This is a genomic window from Nostoc sp. DSM 114161, from assembly GCF_052692665.1.
Genome location: NZ_CP195141.1, coordinates 3,810,692 through 3,833,178 on the forward strand (window position 1 = coordinate 3,810,692; position 22,487 = coordinate 3,833,178).

The following is a 22,487-nucleotide window of genomic DNA, read 5'->3' on the forward strand; positions in this document are numbered from 1 at the left end:
GCAACCCTTGTAAATCGCCAGTGCAATTTAAAGAAACTCTTAAACTACCACTAACCACCTATGGCTTTCCAAATCAAAAAACGTCTTTGGCTATATATCAGTGTAAGTATTTTGAGCTTGTATTTAGCAGTAACCATTACGCCTGCTAGAGCATCTGTGCAAGTAGCCATCAATTCTGCCTTGAATGTGTCATCATCTACTTCCCAAACTACCAATTGGTTAGAACAGGGAAGGAACCTCTACAATTCAGGACGCTTCGCCGAAGCAGTGACGGCTTGGCAAACGGCAGTACAAAAGTATCATGACCGAGGCGATCGCACAAATGTTGCCCTAAGTTTGAGTTACCTCTCATTGGCACAACAAGAACTCAACCAGTGGGAAGCAGCTAAACAATCTATCGAACAAAGTGTAAAAATTTTGCAAACGGCTAAACCCTCCGCCGATGCAATTATTTGGGGGCAAATACTGAATACCCAAGCAAACTTAGAATTACGTACTGGGAAAGCTGAAACCGCCTTTGAAGTTTGGCAGCAAGCTCAAAAATATTATGAGCAAGCAGGCGACACAATGGGGAGTTTAGGCAGCCAAATCAACCAGGCACAAGCCTTACAAACTTTGGGATTTTATCGCCGCTCAAAACAACAGTTGGAGGTGCTGACGCAAAAGCTGTCAGCGATGCCAGATTCGGAAATCAAAGTTAGTGGATTGCGATCGCTCGGTTTAGCTTTGCACGCCATCGGCGATGGCAAAAGCCAAGAAGTGTTAGAACAAAGTTTAGCCATAGCCAACAAAATTGGTGCTAAAACCCAGTTAAGCTCGATTCTGGGGAATCTAGGCAAAGTGGCCTCTGACCTCCAAAACCCAGAAGCAGCATTAAATTACTTTGAAGATGCCCAAACAGCATCTACGAACCCAAATGAAGTTCTGCAAGCACGTTTAGCTCGGTTCAAATTGTTAGTAGATTACGACAAACTCGAATATGCCATTCCCATAGCACCTGAATTACAGCAACAGTTGGCACAACTCCCCCCAAGTCATGGTTCCCTTTATGCCACGATTAATTTTGTCGCAACCTTGAATCGATTGGAAAATCCTGAGCGAATTTTACCAATTAAAGACCTTGCACAACTAATGGCAGTTACAGTTAAGTCTGCTCAACAGATTCAGGATACAACCGCCGAAGCTTACGCGCTGTATCAATGGGGACAACTATATCGGCGGACAAAACAGTGGCCCCAAGCACGAGAATTAGCTGAGAAATCCCTTAGTATTGCTCGTCAACTGCAAGCTGACGATATCATTGCTCAATCGGCATGGCAGGTAGGACAGTTGTATAAACAACAGAACAATCGGCAAGAAGCGATTGCAGCCTACACGGAAGCAATTAAGTCATTAAAAGCACTGCGAGGGGATATGGTTGGTGTTAACCCCGATGTGCAATTTTCCTTCCGCGAAAGTGTAGAGCCTGTCTATCGGGAACTGGTGAGTTTACTTTTGGATGAGCAACCAACCCAGGATGCATTAATGCAAGCACGGGAATTGATTGAATCACTGCAAATCGCTGAACTCGATAACTTTTTCCGCGAAGCTTGTTTAGATAAAGCCCAGCAGATTGATGAAGTTGACCCCACAGCAACGGTGATTTATCCGATTATCCTTAGCGATCGCTTAGGAGTAATTTTCTCTAAAGCTGGACAACCACTGCGTTACTATGTCGCTCAAAAATCTCAAGTTGAAATCGAACAAACTCTCAATAATTTCTTAATTGCTCTCAACCCAGTCTCAGACTCAACACTTCGCCAGCAATTGTCCCAGCAGATTTATGACTGGCTGATTCGTCCAGCAGAAGTAGATGGAGCCTTCCAAGACACTCAAACATTGGTATTTGTTTTGGATGGTCGGTTGCGGAATGTTCCAATGGCAGCCTTGTACGACGGCGAACGATATCTGATTGAGAAGTATGCTGTGGCGCTCTCACCAGGATTGCAACTAATGGCGGCGCGATCGCTTTCATCAAACCACATTGACGCAATTGTTGGCGGTATCAGCCAATCTCGCGCTGGTTTTACTGCTTTGCCAGCTGTGGAATCAGAAGTGAAGCAAATCTCCCAAACAGTACCATCTTCGATGTTACTCAACCAAAAATTCACTAGTTTTGCCCTTGCCGATCGCGTCAAATCCGGTAGTGCCAATATTGTCCACCTAGCAACCCACGGACAGTTTAGCTCCCGTCTGGAAGATACCTTTTTACTTGCGTGGGATGGACAAGTTAATGTCAAAGAGTTGTCTGAACTCCTGAAAAATCGTAGCGGTAATTCATCAAAAGCGATCGAATTGTTGGTACTGAGTGCCTGCGATACCGCAACCGGCGACGATCGCGCCGTTCTTGGACTAGCAGGCTTGGCTGTCAAATCCGGTGCGCGTTCCACCATCGCCACACTTTGGCCAGTCAAAGATAAAGCAGCCCAAATGCTCATGACTCGCTTCTACGACCAACTACGGCTACCCAAAATCACTAAAGCTGAAGCACTACGACAGGCACAAATTAACCTGATTCGCCAAACTGATTTTCGCGACCCGTTCTTTTGGTCTGCCTTTGTTTTAGTTGGAAACTGGCTATAATTGCGATTTACGTAAAATTACTGTTAATTTACCCACTAATAAAACAGCTTTTTTATATAACTTTAGTTGTAATTCGTTTATAACTACTAGTATCCTTCCCTAATTAGCTAGCGTTTACAAATATTCCCTGATTTATCAACACAGTGATTTTAGTGTATTTTCTATCACTGTTTAATTAAACGAGGTCAAATACCATGAAACGTCGATATTTAATTAGTCCATTGACCATTATTGCTCTGATTGCCAGCAGTACCTGGGTTAGTGCCTATGCTGTAACATTTACTCCGCCTGCAAAAAATAGCGCTCCTCGACAGGCAACAGGAGGGGCGTCTCGTGGCAACCTTTTCACCCCAACCAAAGGGAATAGCGCCCCTAGACAAGCAACAGGAGGAGCTTCACGTGGCAACCTTTTCACCCCAACCAAAGGGAATAGTGCCCCTAGACAAGCAACCGGAGGAGCTTCTCGTGGCAACCTCTTCACTCCTGCCGAAGGTAACAGCGCTCCTCGACAGGCAAGTGGAGGTGGTTCCCGCCTTAGTACTTACTACTTGAATCCATCGGTTGTAGCAGCAGAAGGGCCCGCAGCGCTAATCGCACTTCTGCCCCAAAGCTTTTATGGGACAACGGTATCTGAACGTCCCACAATCTTGGTATATCTCCCTGCTTCTAATGCCGAAGAAGCTGTGTTTAGCCTCAAAGATGAAGCTGGTAATACACAATATCAAATGACCATTCCCGTTGCCCTGAAAGCTGGAGTAATCGCAGTCAAATTACCAGCCAATGCACCCGCTTTAGCCGTTGGGAAAAACTATCAGTGGTTCCTAGCGCTGAAAGTGGACGGAACGCTCAGCCCAAGTACGCCTTACATTGATGGTTGGATTGAGCGCATCCAGCCTACTGCCGAACTGGCAACAGTGATACAGCAGGAAGATGCTCTCAAACGTGCAGCTGCTTTCGGTAAAAACGGGGTGTGGTATGACTGTGTAGCAACAATGGCTGCGCTGCACACTGCCCAACCCAAAAATGTAACTATCATTAAGCAATGGGAAGAACTTCTCTCCTCAGTTAGCTTAAAGGATATTGCAACAGTTCCCTTAGTAGCGTCTGGTAATTAGGGGGTGGGGAGATGGGGAGATGGGGAGCAGGGGAGCAGGGGAGCAGGGGAGAGTTTTTGTACAAGTTCTTTCTGCTTTGGCCCTCTGCCCCTCCGCCTCTTCTGTCCCATGCCCAATACCAGACAAAAGCAATGCTAATCAATATTATTTGAGCCTGTAGCGGAATTATGTGGGGTAAATTCCAAGCTTTCATCCAACGCTTTGGCAGTATTTTGATTATTACTCCCAGTGTTGCTCTGATAGTTATTGTTGGGCAATCATTGGGACTTTTTAATTTGGCTGAGTGGAAACTTCGTGATGAGTGGATGCGGCAGCGTTCGTGCGAAGCAAGCACCCTTGTTGTGTGTTTGCAAAATACCATAGCTGAGGAAATCGTAATTGTCACAATTGATGAACGCGATATCCAATCAGTTGGTAAATGGCCAATTCCAGATTGGTCGTTAGCACAACTGCTAGAAAAAATCCACGCGCAACGACCCCGCGCCATCGGCTTGGATCTCTATCGGGATTTACCGGAAGGCAACGGATACGATCGCCTTGTAAAAATCTTCCGCAAAGCTGACAATCTGATTGGTGTTGAAAAAATTACTGGGGAGCGTGTCAATCCGCCACCAGAATTGAAAAAACTCGATCGAGTCGGATTGGCAGATTTGGTGTTAGATGGCGATCGTCATGTGCGTCGTGCCTTACTGACAGCGGCAGATGCCAAAGAAGACGGAAAAATTAAAGCAGGGCTGGCAACTCTTGTTGCCCTCAAGTATCTTGAAGCCGACAAGATAACGTTAGAATCTGTTGACGAAAAGCAGCAAAAGTTTCGGTTGGGCAAGCAAATCTATCTGCCACTACAAAATCAAGAAGCAGGTTATTCCGATGCCGATGTAGGAGGGTATCAAATTCTGCTCAGCTGGCATGGTTCAGAAACCGCGTTTCGCACAGTTGCTATGCGGGATGTGTTGGCAGGAAAAATTACGCCAGACCTCATGCGCGATCGCATGGTGTTTATTGGCTCAACTGCCGCCAGTACCAATGACTTCTTTAGCACGCCCTTCAGTTCCTCCTTGATTTCTGCCCAAAAACCCACATCTGGTATTGTCATCCATGCCAATATTGCCCATCAACTGGTGCAAGGGGCAAAAACAGGCAAAGCAAACCTGCACGGTGTTTATGGCATAGCTGTGTTATTGTCGATTATCTTATCGTCTGGGATCGGTTCTGGTGGTAGTTGGTGGTTAGCTAGTGCGCGTAATAGATGGCAAATACCAGGCGGTAAAATTCTTTGGGCAACTGTAGGCATCAGTGGCACATTTATTGGTGGTGGCTACGGGATGTTTTTGTACGGTGTTCTGATTCCAGTCACACCCGCTTTAACTGCATTCATCAGCAGCGTAATTGCCACAACCAATGCCTATAAACAGCAGAAGTTAGAAGAAGCAAATCGACAATTAGAAATTGCCAATGGTCAACTATTAGACTACTCTAAAACCCTGGAGTTCAAAGTTGAAGAGCGAACTCATGAACTTTTGGAGGCAAAACAAGCTGCTGATGCTGCTAACGAAGCAAAGAGCGAGTTTTTAGCTAATATGAGCCACGAGCTACGCACACCACTCAATGGCATCCTTGGTTTTGCTCAGGTGCTAGAAGCATCACAAAACTTAACAGACAAAGACCTAAAAGGAGTCAGCATTATCTACCAGTGCGGGACACATCTGTTAATGCTAATCAATGACATTCTCGACCTTTCAAAAATTGAAGCTCGCAAACTAGAATTGGTTGCGACTAATGTACATCTGTCCACTTTCTTACATAGTGTCACCGAGATTTGCAGTATTCGAGCCGATGGAAAAGGAATTGGATTTAACGTCTCAATAGACGATCGCCTACCAGTTGTCATTCAAGTTGATGAAAAGCGTCTACGGCAAGTCTTGATTAACTTACTAGGCAACGCTATTAAATTCACAGACAACGGTAGCGTGACGTTTAAAGTAGATGTACTGGAAATTGGGGACTGGGGACACTTCAACAAGCTCAGTGCATCGCTGGGGACTGGGGAGATGGGGGGCAGAGGGGCAGAGGAGCAGGGGAAGCAGGGGGAGAATAACCAATCCCCAATGCCCAATCCCCAATGCCCACTTGCCCTGAGCGTAGCCGAAGGGATGCCCAATGCCCAATGCCCAATCGCCAAGATTCGCTTCCAAATAGAAGATACAGGTATTGGCATGTCGCCAGACCAACTAGAGAAAATCTTTTTGGCCTTTGAGCAAGTCGGTGATGCAGGACGGAAGTCTGAAGGTACTGGCTTGGGATTAGCAATCAGCCAAAGGATTGCGGCATTGATGGGCAGCCAAATTCAAGTGCAGAGTCGCCTGGGTGAAGGAAGCTTATTTTGGCTGGATTTGACAGTATCAGTACCAGTTTCCCATGATTGGCAAATAGAAACCATCCCCTCAAACCAGAAAATCGCTGGTATTCGGGGTAATGTACCTCAAATTCTAATTGTTGATGATGATGACAACCACCGTTCCATATTGAGCAGTTTGCTACAAGAAATTGGCTGTGGCATTTTGCAAGCAAGCGATGGTAAACGTGGGCTACAAATGGCAACTGAATATCAACCGGATGCGATTGTGCTCGATCTAGCCATGCCCAATATGGATGGCTTTGAGCTAATGATTCACTTACAAGAAAATTCCCAAACTCGTTCTATTCCGATTATTGTTTCTACTGCCAGCGTATTTGAAGAAAATCGACAACGCAGTTTACAAGCAGGAGCAAAAGCATTCTTACCGAAACCTCTCCAAATTGATGAACTATTTAATGCGCTGCGTTCGGTACTAAAAGTTGACTGGATTTATACCCAATCCAAACCTCAGCAGTTATCTGTTAAGAATGAGCAAGTAAATAATAGTGAATTGATTTTGCCGTCTGGGGATATTTTGCAACAACTCTATCATCTGGCAATGATGGGAGATATTCCAGCAATAGAGGGAATCATAGGAGAGCTAATCAAACAAGACAGTAGGTTAACTCCTTTCGCAACTGAGTTGAGTAAACTCACTGCCAACTTCCAAACCGCAAAAATCCGTAAGTTCCTCAAATCATTTGTAACAACGGAGTTACGTCCATGATCGCTGAACCTCTTTTGAAGCCAATGCATATTTTGTTGGTGGACGATAATCCAAATAATCTGAAGGTGCTATCTGAAGCGATTGGGCGATGTGGTTGGAAAGCACTCATGGCAACAGATGGAGAGTCGGCGATCGAACAAATAGAATACGCCCATCCCGATCTAATTCTCCTCGATATTATGATGCCGGGTCTAGATGGATTTGAAACTTGCCGCAGGCTCAAAGCCAATGCCGTCACACAGAACATTCCGATCATTTTTATGACTGCTTTGTCCGATGCCACAGACAAAGTGAAAGGACTGGAAATTGGTGCAGTTGATTACATTACCAAACCTTTTCAACAGGAAGAAGTCATTGCTCGATTAAAGTTACATCTGAAAATTTCCCATCTGACGCGGACATTAGAACAACGGGTGCAAGAACGCACCGCTGAATTGAGTCAATCTCTACAACAGTTGCAACAAACCCAACTACAACTAATTCAGAGTGAGAAAATGTCCACCCTTGGGCAACTTGTTGCAGGTATAGGTCATGAGATTAATAACCCAATTGGTTTTATTAGTGGAAATTGTTCTCATATTGAGGAATATGTCAACGCTCTCTTTCGTTTGGTGAATTTACAACAGCAAAAGTTACCCCACTCAGACCCAGAAATCGAAGAATTTGTTGAAGAAATTGACTTAGAGTATATGGCTGAGGATCTACCAAAGCTTCTTTTATCAATGCACCAGGGAATTGGTCGTCTTAAGGACATCAGCCTCTCTCTAAGAACATTTGCTCGTGCTGATATTTCATCTAAGGTAGAGTTTCAAGTCCACGAAGGAATTGATAGTACTTTAATGTTATTAAAACATCGGCTCAAAGACCAAGGAGACCGCCCTAAAATCGAGGTTGTCACACAATACAGCGAACTACCTTCTATTACTTGCTATCCCGGACAACTGAACCAGGTATTTATGAATATTATCGCTAATGCTATTGATGCATTTGACGATCTTCATCAAAATCGGTTGAATCGAGAAATAGCCGCCTGGGATAATACGATCGCGATTACTACATCAGTCGATCGCCAGCAAAAAACCGTTACAATTTGCATCGAAGATAATGCTCTTGGTATGCCTCCTGAGGTGCAAGCGAGAATTTTTGAACCATCTTTCACAACTAAGCCTGTGGGTAAGGGAACTGGGCTAGGATTAGCTATCAGCTACCAAATTATTGTCGATAAACACAACGGACAAATTAACTGTTCGTCTATTTCTGGTAAGGGAACTAGGTTTATTATTACTCTGCCAATTTAGTTTTAAGTAAGTTAGCTGAATAGAAGAAAACATTTTTGATTGTTTGTTCAAAATAAGATATCTAAGCAAAAGCATTGAGTTGAGATTGGCGATCGCTTGTCAAATTCTCATCAAAAAACATTCCATAACAATCGAATTGGAATTAAATTACTGAGTTTATTACTTTTTAAAGTAAAAATTATTACTAAAATACTAGCATAAATACAGGAAACAGAATGAATCTTGATTAATCATTCAAAAATGTGTATAGTTAACAAATGCAAACAATAATTGGGAGACTTCAATCACCCCGTGGTTCGGCAACGAGAGTTTGATAAGGACGAGGCTTTAACAATCATCATGGATTTGTTCTGGCAGCGTGGTTATGCCAACACTTCCATGAAAGACATTGTGCAAGCCACAGGAATCCAGCCAGGAAGCTTATATGCTGCCTTTGGCGACAAAGAAAAGTTATTTCAGCAAGTATTTAAAAAATACACACAAGAATTCTTTCGCGCTTCTATGCCACGCCATTGTCCACCCTTGGAATGTATTCAACAATGGTTCGATCTATTGGCAAAAGCGATGATCGACGACTCGAAACAGAAGGGTTGTTTGATTATTAACACAGCCATAGAGCGCGAATCCCATTCACCCAGCACGATCGCGATTATTGAGGATCGTTTAGACGAAATTGAATCATTCTTTCGGCTGAATCTTGCTCAAGCAATTGAGGACGGAGATTTGCCGAAATCATTTGCGATCGATCCGAATGCTAAAGCATTGCTGGGATTAGTTGTGGGTATGTTAGCTGTTGCAAGAATCCGGCGTGATGCTCCAACCCTTAACAGTATTGCAGCAGGAGCCAGGACAATGCTTCAGTTAAGCTCATCCCGTTCCCGTTCCTAAGAGGCGATGGGATTTCATATTGACTGTTGACTGTTAACGTAACCGTTAACAGTTAACTTTTTGGGGTGTCTTTTCTTCGATCCCTAAAAGGAACCCAACGCTTTTTCAGAAACTAATTTTAGAATTTGGTCTTGACAATGATTTTGTTTAGTTTTATCTTGAATGAGTGTTCAAATTGAATAAACGTTCAACAACACCGCTAACACCTCAGGAGTAAACCTTATGTCCAGCTTAGTTGTACACGGCTTTCCAGTCAGTCCTAATGTTCGTTCTGCTCGCATTGTCTTAATCGAGAAAGGAATTGACTACCGCTTCAACGAAATCGGGTTTGACTATCTGGGGACAGACGAATACGCCAAGCTCAACCCATTTCGTAAAATGCCCGTATTGGAACACGGAGATTTCGTCCTGTACGAAACTCCAGCCATTTTAGGTTATGTTGATGAAGCTTTCGACGGGCCATCCTTGCAGCCTACCGATGCCAAAGCACGCGCTCAAGTGCGTAAATGGATTGGCATTGCGGCAAATTATTTCTATCCAGTCGGTGTAATGCAATTGTTTTTGCAACGAATCATGAGTCCAATTATGGGTGGTATACCTGATGAAGTTGTTGTTGCAGAGTCAGCAAACACTACCAGTCACCATTTAGATGTCCTCGAAAAAGAGCTGACAACATCATTTATTGTAGGTAATACATTGACCTTGGCTGATATCATAACTGGGTCAATGGTGTACTACGTCAATATGACCAAGGAAGGATCGGCACTGATTAAAGCTAGACCTAAAACAGCAGCGTGGTTAGACAATCTCAGCCAACGCAAGAGTTTTCAGCAAACTCTCGCTGGACTCCTGGAAGGAAAAGCACAAGGTTAGATCCAAATAGCAAGCAGATGTGCTTTGAAGTTGCACGGTTTAAATTGCTAAAGAAACGCAGATTTGAACGATGATTGGTTTTTCCATAAATTCAGACCATCATCAACACCTCAGATAACATAGGTGGGCGCTCAATGACATGAGGGCATTGTCAGAAGAGGCAGGGGAGCAGGGAGCAGGGTGAAAACTCAAACGCAGTTTGTACCCAACAGCAAGACTGCCCTAGAAAGGCGAGACACCCTCCCCATGTTCCACAACGCTTGTCGCAGTTCTTGAAAAGACTTGCTCCCCCTGCTTCTTGGGTCATTGTCGATCGCAAACTTCCGAAACAATCAATTCACTCTGATAAATACCCTCAGTCAACGAGTGTTCATTAAAAAATTTTCCCAGCAGAATATATTACTCAGGAGACTTTCAGCAATGCAGTTAGAAGGAAAGCATGTAGTTGTGGTTGGTGGTAGCCAGGGCATTGGCTATGAGACTGCCCGATTAGCAAAACACTTAGGTGCAGAAGTGACAATTGCAGGTCGCTCATCAAGCAAATTGGAAGAAGCATCTGAGCGGCTAGGAAAGGTTTACACCGGTCTAGTAGACATCACCGATGAAGCAGCAGTAGAGCGCTTGTTTAGCACAACGGGACAGGTTGACCACGTTTACATTGCAGCCGGTAGCTTTGTTGGTGGTAAGATTCTCGATGGCTCTGTTGACCAATTTCGCCCTGCTATTGAAAGCCGTGTTTGGGGAAGCGTTTATGTAATTCGAGCGGCTGTGCCAAAAATGCTTTCTGGTGGCTCCATTACCCTTACCGGTGGATTATCCACCGATCGCCCAGTTCCCGGCGCTTGGCCAACTGCGGTGGCGACCGCTGCGGCCGAACAAATGTCCCGTGCTTTAGCTGTAGAACTAGCCCCGATTCGAGTCAATGCTGTTTCCCCTGGTTGGACTGATACTCCCATGTGGGATGGAATTTTTGGCCCGGCTAAGCAAGAAGCTTTTCAAGACGTTGCCTCTAAAATTCCCACTAAGCGGTTAGTAACACCTGAAGAAGTTGCCAGCGCCGTTATTTTTCTGATGACCAATCCCTCAATTACAGCAGAGGTCATTCATATCGATGGCGGTCATCGCTACGTGTAGGTATATGGGAGGGCAATAGGCAATAGGGAAAAGTGAAAGATTAATTGCCTCTTGCCTTCACATATAAAGTATTTTTCCACGCAATCAAACTGGATATATAAATGCAGTATCGATTACTGGGACGAACGGGTTTATACGTCTCCGAAATCTGCCTTGGTACTATGACCTTCGGTGGCGCTGGCTTTTGGAAAGTGATTGGCGAGTTGGATATTGATGCAGCGACAGAACTCGTGAAAACTGCTTTCGATGGAGGCGTGAATTTTTTCGACACAGCCGATGTCTATTCAGAGGGGCAGTCTGAAGCTATTTTAGGAAAAGCGCTTGTGGAGTTGGGATTGCCTCGCGATGAAGTAGTAATTGCCACAAAAGTACGCGAGAGATTAGGAAACACCCCAAATCAAGTTGGATTATCTCGCCATCATATTTTAAATGGAATCGATCGCAGCTTAAAACGTCTGCAAGTAGAATATATTGACCTTTACCAGGTTCATGGCTTCGATCCACTGACCCCAATTGAGGAAACCCTAAGTACTCTCAACGATGTAATCGCCGCTGGTAAAGTCCGCTATATTGGATTGTGCAACTTTTCTGCTTGGCAGATTATGAAAGCATTAGCGATCGCAGATAAATATCAGTGGCATCGCTTCGAGTCTGTACAAGCATACTATTCTTTAGCTGGTCGCGATTTAGAGCGCGAAATTATTCCATTAGCTCAAGACCAACAGTTGAGCATTTTACCTTGGAGCCCTTTAGCGGGTGGTCTATTAAGTGGTAAATTTCAACGCCAGAAAGACAATCCCACAGGTGCAAGACGCACTAGTTTTGACTTTCCTCCGGTTGATTTAGAAAGAACATACAAAATTATCGATGTTTTGCAGCCCATCGCCCAAAGCTACAATTGTTCCGTGGCTCGAATCTCCCTCGCATGGCTACTGAGCCGTAGCTATGTCACAAGTGCGATCGTTGGTGCGAAATCTGTAGAACAATTACGCGATAACCTCATGGCTGCTGAGTTAACACTTACAGATGACGAACTTGCAGCCATCGATGAAGTCAGCCGTTTACCTGTGGAGTATCCCCAATGGATGCTCAATTACCAAGCTCAAGAGCGATCGCCTGGAGGGAGTCGTCCTCCCTCATAATTTAATGCGCTTCAGTTAGGGATATGGGGAGGCAGGGGGGGCAGGGGAGACAGGGGAAGCAGGGGGGCAGGGGAGGCAAAAATATTGTTGAAAATGACTCTTTCTTTGGGTGACCTACACGGCAATTTTGGGTTGGTCAAGTAATAGATGAAATCTGAATTTAAGTAGAAGGACTAAATTAAACCTAACTTGAGGTTGCCGGCTTTCGACTTCGCGGAAGTTGAGCGTAGTCGAAACTCAACCCTCATTTTCTCAAGGTTCGAGCATTGAGCGCAGTCGAAATGCGTCTTCTAAATAATTATGTCGACTTACTTATTAATTTTGAATTGCGAATTGATATAAGTCCTATTTTCCATAAGGGGGTTTTGATATGCATCGACCTCAACTTTACGGTTGGGCATTTAGCAACTATGTTCGTGCTGTGCGAATTTTGTTATTGGAGAAGAAGGTTGATTATCATTTTGAGACAGTGACGTTTCAAGATTTGACAGTGGATGATTTTACTCGCCTGCATCCGTTTCGCAGAGTCCCAGTATTAGTTCACGATCGCGAGATTATTTACGAGAGTCAAGCAATTTTACACTACATTGATGAGTCATTCGATGGAGGCTCTTTTCAACCCAAAACGCCTTTAGAGCGGGCGCGAATGCACCAATGGATGAGTGTGACAGTCAGTTATATTCAACCAATTGCCATCGGACAAATTTTTGTGCAGTGTGTCTACATTCCTGAAAACGGCGGACATGGCGATGGAGGAAAAATTAAGCGTGCCGTAACTGCGATCGCCTCTCATCTTGATGTGTTAGAAACAGCACTCACCGAAGCTTATTTGGTTGGTGATTCCATTACTCTGGCAGATATTTTCATGGCACCTGTTCTTTTGTCAATGAAGCTAGCCCCAGAGGGCGAACAACTAATTAACAGCCGTCCGCAATTAAAAACTTGGCTAGATCGCTTAGCAAAGCGCCCCAGCTTTTTGGACACCGCCGTACCCGTCCCCAAGTTTGGACTAGAATTAGTTGCCTGATTCAGATGCGGTTTTGAACCCCAGTTTATGAATCCAGATGTAGAGACGTTGCAATGCAACGTCTCTACAGAATTTTGATATTATGCACAATCGTTTTCATACATAAAATTAGCAACGCTCTTAATCCCTAGTCCTAAATCATCCAAGCAATGAACCTGAAAATCTCTGCCCTAGTATTGGCAACTTTAATAACCATATCTGCAAAAACAATCGCCCAGGCCTTGGATCGTACTGCCCCTCTGGCATTTCAAGGTCGTTATCTTGTTTCCATATCCGATGCAGATATGCTAGCTTCCGCCTATGTCGATGGTAAACTCGGATCTCCTGAAGGGCGGGATGCTATTAGTGTAATTCCTCTGACAGGAAAACATATCCGAGATTTACGCGCTTACGAAGTTGAGGCGAGTAATTCAGTTGCCGGGCCACCTGCGGCGGTAGCGGTTACGCCTGATGGCCGTTATGCATTGGTGGTTGAAACCCTTGAGCAAAGACCAAAGGGCGATTGGCAAAAGCAAACCTTTACGGATCTCAAGCATGGTAAGCGCTTGTTGGTGTTTGACTTGAGCAACCCTACTCGACCAACTCAAGTGCAAGAATTAGCGATCGCTGAGCGTCCTACATCTGTCAGCATCAATCGTGATGGTTCGCTTGTATCAGTTACTTTTCATCCCAAAGGAGCTGGGGCAAAAACTCCTCTAGCATTAATTCCTTTAACTAATGGCAAACTGGGGCAACCAATTTACCCTCCAGTGTCATCCTTACCACAAGGAGACGAACTAATCCATACAACTTGGCATCCTACTCAAAATACCCTAGCACTCGTTAACACAACCACTGCCGAAATCTCTTTTGCCAAAGTTGTGGGTAAAGATAGTAATCTTGGGCTTGAGTCTTGGGGAAATGTGGTCAAAATAGAAAAGGCTCCCTATATTGCACGATTCACACCAGATGGCCGCCATTTGATTGTAAATAATCTCTTTTGGGGAGCAGATGTACAAGGAACTTGGAATGAAGCCCCACGTGGTAGTGTGGTGAGTATTCGCCTAGAAGCCGGCGCACAAACCGATGGTTCCCCCCGCCATGCTTTGGTGTCACGAGCTATGACAAGTGTCAGCCCAGAAGGATTGACAGTTAGCCCCAATGGTCGGTATGTCGTCACTACCAATTTAGAGCGAAGTTACTTAACCTATAACGACAATCGCATCACTTGGTTTTCATCGCTGACATTGATGACCTTAGATCCCCAGACAGGGCAACTCAACCGAGTAGCAGATTATCCTTATGATGGGATTTTGCCCGAAGCTGCTGCGTTTGATGCCTCTAGCCAATATCTCGCAGTTGTCACCTACGACCATTTTGACGATCGCATCAAAGGTGGTTCCATAGATTTCTGGCGAATTGCTAGCGACCCGCTCGATCCCCAACCGCAGCTAGTACAGACTCGTTACTCTATTCCAGTCACACGCGGCGCACATTCAATGGTATTAGTTCCCTAAATCAAAGTTAAAGAGCAAAAAATTTCGACTTCTTGGTAATCTTGAGCAATTATACTTAGCGAAGATGCGATCGGTAAAACTTTTATTGATTAACAATCTCAACATCTGATTTAATAATTGAATTAACCTGAGAATCCCACTTAATTTTTAACAAGTTATACTGTAGATAAGACTGGTAATTAATTGTGTGAAGCAACTCTCGTGTAACTCAAAAATGTCGATTACCTATCCGTAGAGGCGCGACTAATCGCGTTTATACTCCAGTAGCTGCTTGGCTTAATAAGTTCAGAAATGAAACCACATTGCTAAATTCCAAACATACAGCAGATTTCAAATCAAGTGAGCTACACAACAATTCTTGCCAAACCCAGGTAAGCCGAAAAATATTCAATTTGCATAACCAAATTCAGTATAACTGTTGTGGGGTGGGCATCTTGCTTACCCCAATTATGCATGTTAAATGTGGAAAAGCCGATCGAGCTTGTTTTACTTTCTATGGATTATGCTGTATTTTGGATATGTTTTCCTTGTAGATAAATCCTTCTTAACCTGTCACCAATAATTCTGCAAAACTGATTAAATAATTAATTAAGATCTCTATTTCAGTAATTATTAAAAAATTCTTAACCTATTACGCAGTAAATATGCATAAAATCTTAAACATTCTCTGATACATTTTAGGAGTTTAGGATATTTAGGATTGCTGTATGTCAGCAAGAGATTTTCTCAAATCTAAGTTTGATTCGCTCTACCCTCATCTGAATGAAAGATCGATACGGCTGTGGGCTGCCGCAGAAGCTATTGCATTGGGTAGAGGTGGGATTACGCAAGTTTCTCAAGCTACAGGCCTTTCACCAAAAACAATTCGGGTCGGAATTCGTGAACTGGAAATTAAGCCAGATACTCGAATTAAAAACACGCAATTTACAGAGAAAATTAGATGTAAGGGAGGTGGCAGAAAACCTCTGTTAGAAATTGACCAAACTTTAATTCCAGACCTGGAGGGATTAATTCAACCGCTAAATTGTGAATATTCAGACTCACCTTTACGTTGGACTTCCGAAAGCACCACAAAAATAGCTGAAAAATTGCGAACTAAGGGTCATGTCATTAGTCCGAGAAAAGTTGCTTCCTTGTTGTCTGAACTTGGCTACAGGCTACAAAATAACCGTAAAACGAAAGAAGGAGACTGTCCCTCAGACCGTGATTTTCAATTTCAACATATTCACGATCGAGTGCGAAATTTCCAAGACCGCGGTCAACTTATAGTCTCACTTGACATCAAGAAAAAAGAAGCGATTCCTGCGGACAGCTTCGCTAACGGCAAGTACAATAACGATGTACAAGAATGGCAATCTCAAAAACAATTTCTCAAGGAGCAAACTGATTATTTCACCGATCCAGAACTTTTAAATTTTGTTCCATACGAGGCTTATAACTTAACTACAAACCCAGAGTGGGTAAATGTGGGAATTAATCAGGACACCGCAGAAGTAGCTGTTGAATCAATTCATCGCTGGTGGCAAGATATGGGCAAAAAAATGTACAAAAATGCTACAGAACTGTTGATTATAGCAGACTGTAGTGAAGCCGACGAGTATTGCTTGGGGTTATGGAAGGCCCAACTCCAAAGACTTGCTAACGCATTTAAACTGATCGTTGAGGTTGCACATTTTCCTCCAGGCACAAGTAAATGGAACAACATAGAACATCGGATGTTTTGTCTGATTACAGAAAACTGGAAAGGTAAACCGCTAACCATTAAAGAAGTAATAATTAATCTAATCAGTACTCCTACCACCAATCAACAACTGATAATTAAAACTCCACACGATCGCAATAAGCCTGAGATAGACTCAAAAATCAATGACAAAGAATTGTCAACAGTCTTTGTGCAAAAGTCTGGCTTCCATAATGACTGGAACTACCGATTTATACCTCAAAATACTTTGGAATTATGCTCTCCATTGAAAATGGGTAGCACACTCTTTGAGATAGACAAGCAATAAAAACTATACAGGTGTAAATTAGTTATAGTTGCATGAGTTGTTCTGATTGATACAAAACTAGTCATGCAACTTTACCGAAGATTTGAACAAAAAGCACTACTTCAATAAGTACCTATATTTTCTGAGGCTTACATACAGCCTTTTGCAAGTACATGAGGTACACCCCTCCCCAACCCTCCCCTTGGCAAGGGGAGGGTGCGCGATAGCGCGGGTGGGGTATTTCTGTACCTCACGAAGTTAAAATCTGCTGTAATTGCGGGATAATTTTGGAATTTACATCTCCAAAAATCTCTAGTGCTTGGTATGTCTGGTGTGTCTTAACATCAGCCTTAATCATTCCATTATTCACCAATACTCTTTGTGAAGTTGGATGGGAATTTTATCTAATGTAAGTTTGCATAGGTTTTACTTTAACAGCCAATACCATTTTTGACAATCGCAACCTAATTATAATCTACTGATATCCCTATAAATCCTGAGTATGACATCTTTTGCAAAAGCTAATGAGTTTCCAAAATAAGTAACTTATTTTTGCGCGATCGCTAATGGTCAAATCTTACTTGAACAGTCATTTCAGTTATGTTATTGTAATTTCGTAAAGATTAATTTCGCAACAGTAAACAATGCTAAACAACAGTTAAGCCAAAATTACATGTTTAGCATTGGCTACTACTCTTCCTGATTTAAGTTTTTTTCAGCAAAATAGCTCAGTTCCACGGCAGCAGTTCTGAATTGTGTAGTGCTATAGGGTTAGTAATGTTCAATTATTAGCTCTTGTAAAACAATACCTATAGGTATTGGTCTAAGGCTACTGAATTTATCTGCGTTAAGTGGAAATTGAGTAGTGTAATTCTTGTCTGTTTCTATCAAAGCTTACGCATTAAAAGCTTCCTATTTTGGTAGCTTCAATAATGTGTCGATTCTCATAATTTGCAACCACAACTCAAAAGAGCTAGAAAGGCAAAAATGGCAAGAAAATTCAATGTCGGAACTCAAGAAAATGATTCTATCCTGCTGATAGCGTCACAAGATAATAATACTGTTATTGCCCTGGCAGGCGATGACATAATCTCTACTGGATTAGGGAATGACTTTATTAATGCAGGTACTGGCAATGATGTTGTTAGTTCTGGAGATGGGAACGACGTTATCGACGCAGGCGAGGGTGATGACGTAATTGACGGACAAGAAGGTAATGATTTTATAAATGCTGGTGCTGGAAATGACCTGATTGATGGTGGCCTTGGCAACGATATCATCAGATCTGGAACTGGCAACAACAATATCAATGGTGGTTCTGGCGACGACATTATTTATCTTGCAGGTGAATCAAACACAGTTTTTGCTGAAGCTGGCGATGACAAGATCTTTGGTGGTGATAGTGTAGATGTGGTTGATGCAGGCGATGGTGACGACATTGCTTTTGGTGGTGGTGGAGATGACTTTTTAACAGGTCAAGGTGGTAGCGATCGCCTTAATGGTGGACTTGGTAACGACTTAATAGAAGGTGGAAGTGGAGACGACGAACTTTCTGGAGATGTAGGTAACGACGTAATATTTGGCAATGATGGCACAGATTCCTTGAATGGTGATGCCGGTAACGATGTCGTCAATGGCGGTCAAGGAAATGACGTGCTGACGGGTGGTACTGATAACGACACTCTGATTGGCGGTAATGGCAACGATGAACTGCAAGGCGGTAGTGGTAGCGATACACTAATTGGCGTCAATAACGATGCTAATTCTAGCTTTGGACACGGGGATATTGACGTTCTCACAGGCGGTCTGAGTGCAGATACTTTTGTTCTGGGTGACAAAAATACTGTTTACTACAGCGATGGTAAGCCAGGATCTTTTGGATTTGAAGATTACGCCGTTATCAAAGATTTTGAATCTGGAGTTGATACTATCCAGCTTAAAGGTTCAGCATCAAATTACTCATTGATAGCATCTTCTGGGGATCTTCCAAGTGGAACAGCTATATACTATTTTGACAGTTCAAACATTCTTAGCGAACTGGTTGGTGTGATTGAAGGACAACCACTAGCTAATTTCAATCTGAATAATACCAGTCAGTTCTCTTTTGTAAATGACTCGTCCACAAGCATATTCATTGAAAATGCTGGCTTTGAAGAGCCAGAATTGGAAGATGGAAGCTTTAATATTGCAAACGTACCTGGTTGGGTAGTTTACGACCCCAATGGCTACATACCCGAAAATCCCAACGGAATTGAGACTTCCAATTATGATGTATTAGATCCCAACACCGAATACTTCATTAATGAAGCACCAGAAGGTGAAAACGTTGCCGATCTTTATGTAGTTCAACCCCCTGGAAGTGGTGGTGTTTTAGGTCTATTCCAACAACTCGATACTGTTTTAACAGCCAATACCGAATATACCCTACAGGTAGAAGTAGGTAATATCGGAGGTATCTATATCGGAATTGACTTGAGTGGCTTCCCTGGATATCGTGTGGAATTGCTAGCAGGCGATACAGTTATCGCATCTGACAATAATAGCGTATTCATTGAAGATAAAACCTTTGAAACCTCCACAGTCAAATTCACTACTACCGAATCAAACCCCTATTTAGGTCAGAATTTAGGTATCCGATTGATCAATCTCATAGATGGGCCTGGGTTGGTAGTTAATTTTGACGACGTTCGCTTAACCGCGCAAACCCTACCAGAGATATCTGCGTCAAATAGCTAGGTTAATCATCGTCTGTCTGTCCCAAGACTGATATCAAGTTCGGGTAGCCACTTGTGATTAAAATCTCTAGGCGTTCCAACGTCAGTCCTAATGATAATATCAAGTTCGCTTAATTACTTATAAATTCTGAAACACCCCACCCGCCTTACGGCACCCTCCCCTTAGCAAGGGGAGGGTTGGGGAGGGGTAACGCCAGGACTGCAATCATAACTAATCATCCGAACTTGATATAAGTATCCAACCGGACTTGATATTACACATTTTTCTCGTATGTATGCATTCATCCTAGTGTGAATGCTTGAATCCGACTTCTTTGCAACAACAATCTACAAAAGGAAAAAGCAAAAATGGCAAGCTTATTTATTACCGGAACCGAAGGAAATGACTTTATCATTCAGATTTCCTCAGAAGACGATATCACCGTTAATGCCCTTGGAGGTAATGACATTATCTCTACTGGAAGCGGCAACGACTTGATTTATGCAGGTGCTGGGGACGACATTATTCCCACCAGAGAAGGCGACGATACTATTTATGCAGGTGATGGCAACGATTTGGTTCCTGGGCAAGAAGGTAATGATTTTATAGATGGTGGTGCCGGTGACGACTTTCTTGGAGGCGGGCCTGGTAACGATACGATAATTGCTGGTAGTGGCAACGATAGTATCATTGGTGGTGCTGGTAGCGATATTATCTATCTTGCAGGTCAAGCAGGTGAAGTGAACGTAGTCTTTGCCGAGGGTGAGAATGACATCATCTATGGTGGTGATGGCGTTGACTTGGTTGATGCAGGTGACGGTAATGATAGTGTTTTTGCTGGTGCTGGAGATGACTTTTTTACCGGCGAAGGTGGTAACGATATACTCAATGGCGAACTCGGTAACGATACCGTAGTTGGCGGTAGAGGAGACGACAGGCTGTTTGGCGATGTAGGTAACGATATACTCTTTGGAAATGATGGCACAGACTTATTAAATGGTGGTGCTGGAAACGACATCTTAGATGCTGGTGCAGGAGCAGACAGACTAATTGGTGTCAATACTACTTCTGGCTTTGGCAAAGGTGAGATTGACGTTCTCACAGGTGGTAAAGGAGCAGATACTTTCGTTTTGGGCGATCGCAACGCTGTTTACTACAATGATGGCAATAAATCATCTGTTGGAAATCAAGATTACGCTCTCATCAAAGACTTCCAATTAGGTAGCGATCGCATCGAACTCAAAGGCCCAGCATCAAATTATTTATTGATCCAATCTTCTGGTAACGTTCCCAGCGGCACATCTATATTATTTACTGGCGGTTCCAACATTCTTCCCGAACTAATCGGCGTAATTGAAGGACAAGTAGCTACAACTTTAAGCCTCACCAATAGCAGCCAATTTTCTTTTGTTTAACCCAGTTAAACGCTTTGAAAAGCTAAAAATCTAAGCTTTTCCAGAATGTAGGCAATCTGTATTTGTGATGATAATAGTTGTGGTATTTGGTACCACAACTATTCACAAAATTTGAATAAATTTCAAGTCAATTTAGACTAGATTGAGAACGTAACTATCATGGTTGCGTCCCATGTTAGCGACTACCAAATGATAGCTTTAATAAAAATTGTTACACCACTTTACAAAAGTTATGAATAGCTCTATGCTGGAAACAAAGCTGAATTTAGAAACTTGCGATATTCAAAAAGCAGTTAAAATTCTTGGTTTAGAAATCTCTGACCTAGAATTGGATGAACTCAAATCTGGCAATAATATTTCACTGAAAAACAGAGATTTAAGTGAAATTGGCTCAGTATTCATCCTTGCAGACGCTATTTTAAGAACCAAAATAGTCAAAGTTAAAAATGTCACCTTTGATGATTTACAAAAGGTAACAGAAGACTTTTCACAGCACTCTGGAATTCCAATTTATTGCTGGGATTCTGAATCTAGCGGTAAGTGCTGCCTCTTACTAACTCTAATAGATGGTCAACCTAATATCCGATTGTCAAGGGGGAGGTCAAATTGATACCTGTAAAATTATCTGCCTTGGGGATTTATTTACCGACTCAGGTCATGACAAACCACGATCTAGCTAAAATTGTCGATACGTCTGATGAATGGATTCGTACAAGAACTGGGATAGTTGAGCGGCGAATCGCTTCTAGTGAAGAAAGCACCTCTACTTTAGCAACAGCCGCTGCAAAACAAGTCTTGGATAAGCGCGGTATCGAATTACTAGAAATAGAAATGATTCTAGTGGCGACTATGATGCCTGATATGCCATTTCCATCAGTCGCTTGTAAAGTACAAGATAATATAGGAGCCTTTAATGCCTTTGCTTTCGATATATCTGCGGCCTGTTCGGGATTCGTCTATGGACTGGAAACAGCAGCTTCTTTTATCAAAGCTGGTGCGGTTCGTAATGCCTTGGTTATCGGTGCAGAAGTTCTTTCTAGATGTATAGATTGGCAAGATCGTTCTACATGCGTGTTGTTTGGAGATGGTGCTGGAGCAGTTTTACTAGAGTCAGGGGAAGAAAATTGTTTTCTTGGTTCTGTACTGCGTACTGATGGTTCGGGTGGGGATCTGTTGTATATGCCTGGCGGCGGGACTAAACAGCCGGCTTCAGTTCAAACTGTGGAAAACAGACAACATTTTCTAAAAATGAATGGCCCGGAACTATTTCAAGCGGTAGTACCTATCGTCTGTGAAGCCATCACCGATACTTGCAATAAAGCTGAGATTTCCATTGAAGATGTTGAATTGATTATTCCCCACCAGGCTAACATTCACATTATTGAAGAAGTAGCCGTGTATTTGGGAATTCCAATTGAGCGTTTTATGTGCAATCTTCACAAATATGGGAATACCTCTGCGGCTTCAATTCCAATTGCTTTATATGATGCTGTTCGAGATGGAAAAATTGTCCCAGGCGATTATGTAATGACGGTTGGGTTTGGAGCAGGACTAACTTGTGGAGCCAGTTTAATTCGCTGGGATAAATCCTTTGTTTGCTAGAGAATCGTTTAGATATTACAAAAATCAAATGTTTATAGAAGACAAAA

Annotated in this window: 15 protein-coding genes; all 15 read left to right on the forward strand. The window is 43.0% G+C overall.

Features of this window, described 5'->3' with window-relative positions; translation table 11 throughout:
* The first annotated feature begins 60 nt into the window (after positions 1-60).
* The 15 genes from NSTC745_RS16530 (at position 61) to NSTC745_RS16600 (ending at position 22,440) form a co-directional block, all read left to right on the forward strand.
* On the forward strand, positions 61-2,622 hold the full coding sequence (locus NSTC745_RS16530) for a CHAT domain-containing protein (RefSeq protein ID WP_445638105.1): 2,562 nt from the start codon (positions 61-63) through the stop codon (positions 2,620-2,622).
* A 194-nt stretch (positions 2,623-2,816) separates the two neighbouring features.
* The gene (locus NSTC745_RS16535) at positions 2,817-3,737 is read left to right on the forward strand and encodes a DUF928 domain-containing protein (protein WP_445638106.1); all 921 of its coding nucleotides are present in this window, start codon (positions 2,817-2,819) and stop codon (positions 3,735-3,737) included.
* Positions 3,738-3,904: 167 nt separating this feature from the next.
* On the forward strand, positions 3,905-6,862 hold the full coding sequence (locus NSTC745_RS16540) for a CHASE2 domain-containing protein (RefSeq protein WP_445638107.1): 2,958 nt from the start codon (positions 3,905-3,907) through the stop codon (positions 6,860-6,862).
* On the forward strand, positions 6,859-8,160 hold the full coding sequence (locus NSTC745_RS16545; RefSeq protein ID WP_445638108.1) for a sensor histidine kinase: 1,302 nt from the start codon (positions 6,859-6,861) through the stop codon (positions 8,158-8,160). The genes NSTC745_RS16540 and NSTC745_RS16545 overlap by 4 nt, the downstream gene beginning before the upstream one ends.
* 291 nt (positions 8,161-8,451) lie before the next feature.
* The gene (locus tag NSTC745_RS16550; protein WP_445638109.1) at positions 8,452-9,048 is read left to right on the forward strand and encodes a TetR/AcrR family transcriptional regulator; all 597 of its coding nucleotides are present in this window, start codon (positions 8,452-8,454) and stop codon (positions 9,046-9,048) included.
* 222 nt (positions 9,049-9,270) lie between these two features.
* Positions 9,271-9,921 (forward strand): glutathione S-transferase family protein, encoded by a 651-nt coding sequence (locus tag NSTC745_RS16555; protein ID WP_445638110.1) that lies wholly within the window; start codon positions 9,271-9,273, stop codon positions 9,919-9,921.
* Between the two features lie 420 nt (positions 9,922-10,341).
* The gene (locus NSTC745_RS16560) at positions 10,342-11,055 is read left to right on the forward strand and encodes an SDR family oxidoreductase (protein WP_445638111.1); all 714 of its coding nucleotides are present in this window, start codon (positions 10,342-10,344) and stop codon (positions 11,053-11,055) included.
* A gap of 101 nt (positions 11,056-11,156) precedes the next feature.
* On the forward strand, positions 11,157-12,197 hold the full coding sequence (locus NSTC745_RS16565; protein WP_445638112.1) for an aldo/keto reductase: 1,041 nt from the start codon (positions 11,157-11,159) through the stop codon (positions 12,195-12,197).
* 370 nt (positions 12,198-12,567) lie between these two features.
* On the forward strand, positions 12,568-13,224 hold the full coding sequence (locus tag NSTC745_RS16570; protein WP_445638113.1) for a glutathione S-transferase family protein: 657 nt from the start codon (positions 12,568-12,570) through the stop codon (positions 13,222-13,224).
* Positions 13,225-13,373: 149 nt separating this feature from the next.
* Complete coding sequence (locus tag NSTC745_RS16575) at positions 13,374-14,720, forward strand: hypothetical protein (RefSeq protein WP_445638114.1); 1,347 nt, start codon at positions 13,374-13,376, stop codon at positions 14,718-14,720.
* 707 nt (positions 14,721-15,427) lie between these two features.
* Complete coding sequence (locus NSTC745_RS16580) at positions 15,428-16,729, forward strand: ISAzo13 family transposase (protein ID WP_445638115.1); 1,302 nt, start codon at positions 15,428-15,430, stop codon at positions 16,727-16,729.
* A gap of 966 nt (positions 16,730-17,695) precedes the next feature.
* The gene (locus NSTC745_RS16585; RefSeq protein ID WP_445638116.1) at positions 17,696-19,444 is read left to right on the forward strand and encodes a calcium-binding protein; all 1,749 of its coding nucleotides are present in this window, start codon (positions 17,696-17,698) and stop codon (positions 19,442-19,444) included.
* Between the two features lie 347 nt (positions 19,445-19,791).
* Positions 19,792-20,838 (forward strand): calcium-binding protein, encoded by a 1,047-nt coding sequence (locus tag NSTC745_RS16590; protein ID WP_445638117.1) that lies wholly within the window; start codon positions 19,792-19,794, stop codon positions 20,836-20,838.
* Positions 20,839-21,082: 244 nt separating this feature from the next.
* On the forward strand, positions 21,083-21,448 hold the full coding sequence (locus NSTC745_RS16595; protein ID WP_445638118.1) for a hypothetical protein: 366 nt from the start codon (positions 21,083-21,085) through the stop codon (positions 21,446-21,448).
* Positions 21,445-22,440 carry a beta-ketoacyl-ACP synthase III gene (locus tag NSTC745_RS16600; protein ID WP_445638119.1) on the forward strand — a complete coding sequence of 332 codons (996 nt, stop codon included), beginning with the start codon at positions 21,445-21,447 and terminating at the stop codon, positions 22,438-22,440. Before NSTC745_RS16595 ends, NSTC745_RS16600 begins: the two co-directional genes overlap by 4 nt.
* Positions 22,441-22,487: the final 47 nt, after the last annotated feature.

Coding starts and splice junctions, on each gene's coding strand:
- NSTC745_RS16530 (WP_445638105.1), top strand. CDS start 61: ATGGCTTTCCAAATCAAAAAACGTCTTTGGCTATATATCAGTGTAAGT.
- NSTC745_RS16535 (WP_445638106.1), top strand. CDS start 2,817: ATGAAACGTCGATATTTAATTAGTCCATTGACCATTATTGCTCTGATT.
- NSTC745_RS16540 (WP_445638107.1), top strand. CDS start 3,905: ATGTGGGGTAAATTCCAAGCTTTCATCCAACGCTTTGGCAGTATTTTG.
- NSTC745_RS16545 (WP_445638108.1), top strand. CDS start 6,859: ATGATCGCTGAACCTCTTTTGAAGCCAATGCATATTTTGTTGGTGGAC.
- NSTC745_RS16555 (WP_445638110.1), top strand. CDS start 9,271: ATGTCCAGCTTAGTTGTACACGGCTTTCCAGTCAGTCCTAATGTTCGT.
- NSTC745_RS16560 (WP_445638111.1), top strand. CDS start 10,342: ATGCAGTTAGAAGGAAAGCATGTAGTTGTGGTTGGTGGTAGCCAGGGC.
- NSTC745_RS16565 (WP_445638112.1), top strand. CDS start 11,157: ATGCAGTATCGATTACTGGGACGAACGGGTTTATACGTCTCCGAAATC.
- NSTC745_RS16570 (WP_445638113.1), top strand. CDS start 12,568: ATGCATCGACCTCAACTTTACGGTTGGGCATTTAGCAACTATGTTCGT.
- NSTC745_RS16575 (WP_445638114.1), top strand. CDS start 13,374: ATGAACCTGAAAATCTCTGCCCTAGTATTGGCAACTTTAATAACCATA.
- NSTC745_RS16580 (WP_445638115.1), top strand. CDS start 15,428: ATGTCAGCAAGAGATTTTCTCAAATCTAAGTTTGATTCGCTCTACCCT.
- NSTC745_RS16585 (WP_445638116.1), top strand. CDS start 17,696: ATGGCAAGAAAATTCAATGTCGGAACTCAAGAAAATGATTCTATCCTG.
- NSTC745_RS16590 (WP_445638117.1), top strand. CDS start 19,792: ATGGCAAGCTTATTTATTACCGGAACCGAAGGAAATGACTTTATCATT.
- NSTC745_RS16595 (WP_445638118.1), top strand. CDS start 21,083: ATGCTGGAAACAAAGCTGAATTTAGAAACTTGCGATATTCAAAAAGCA.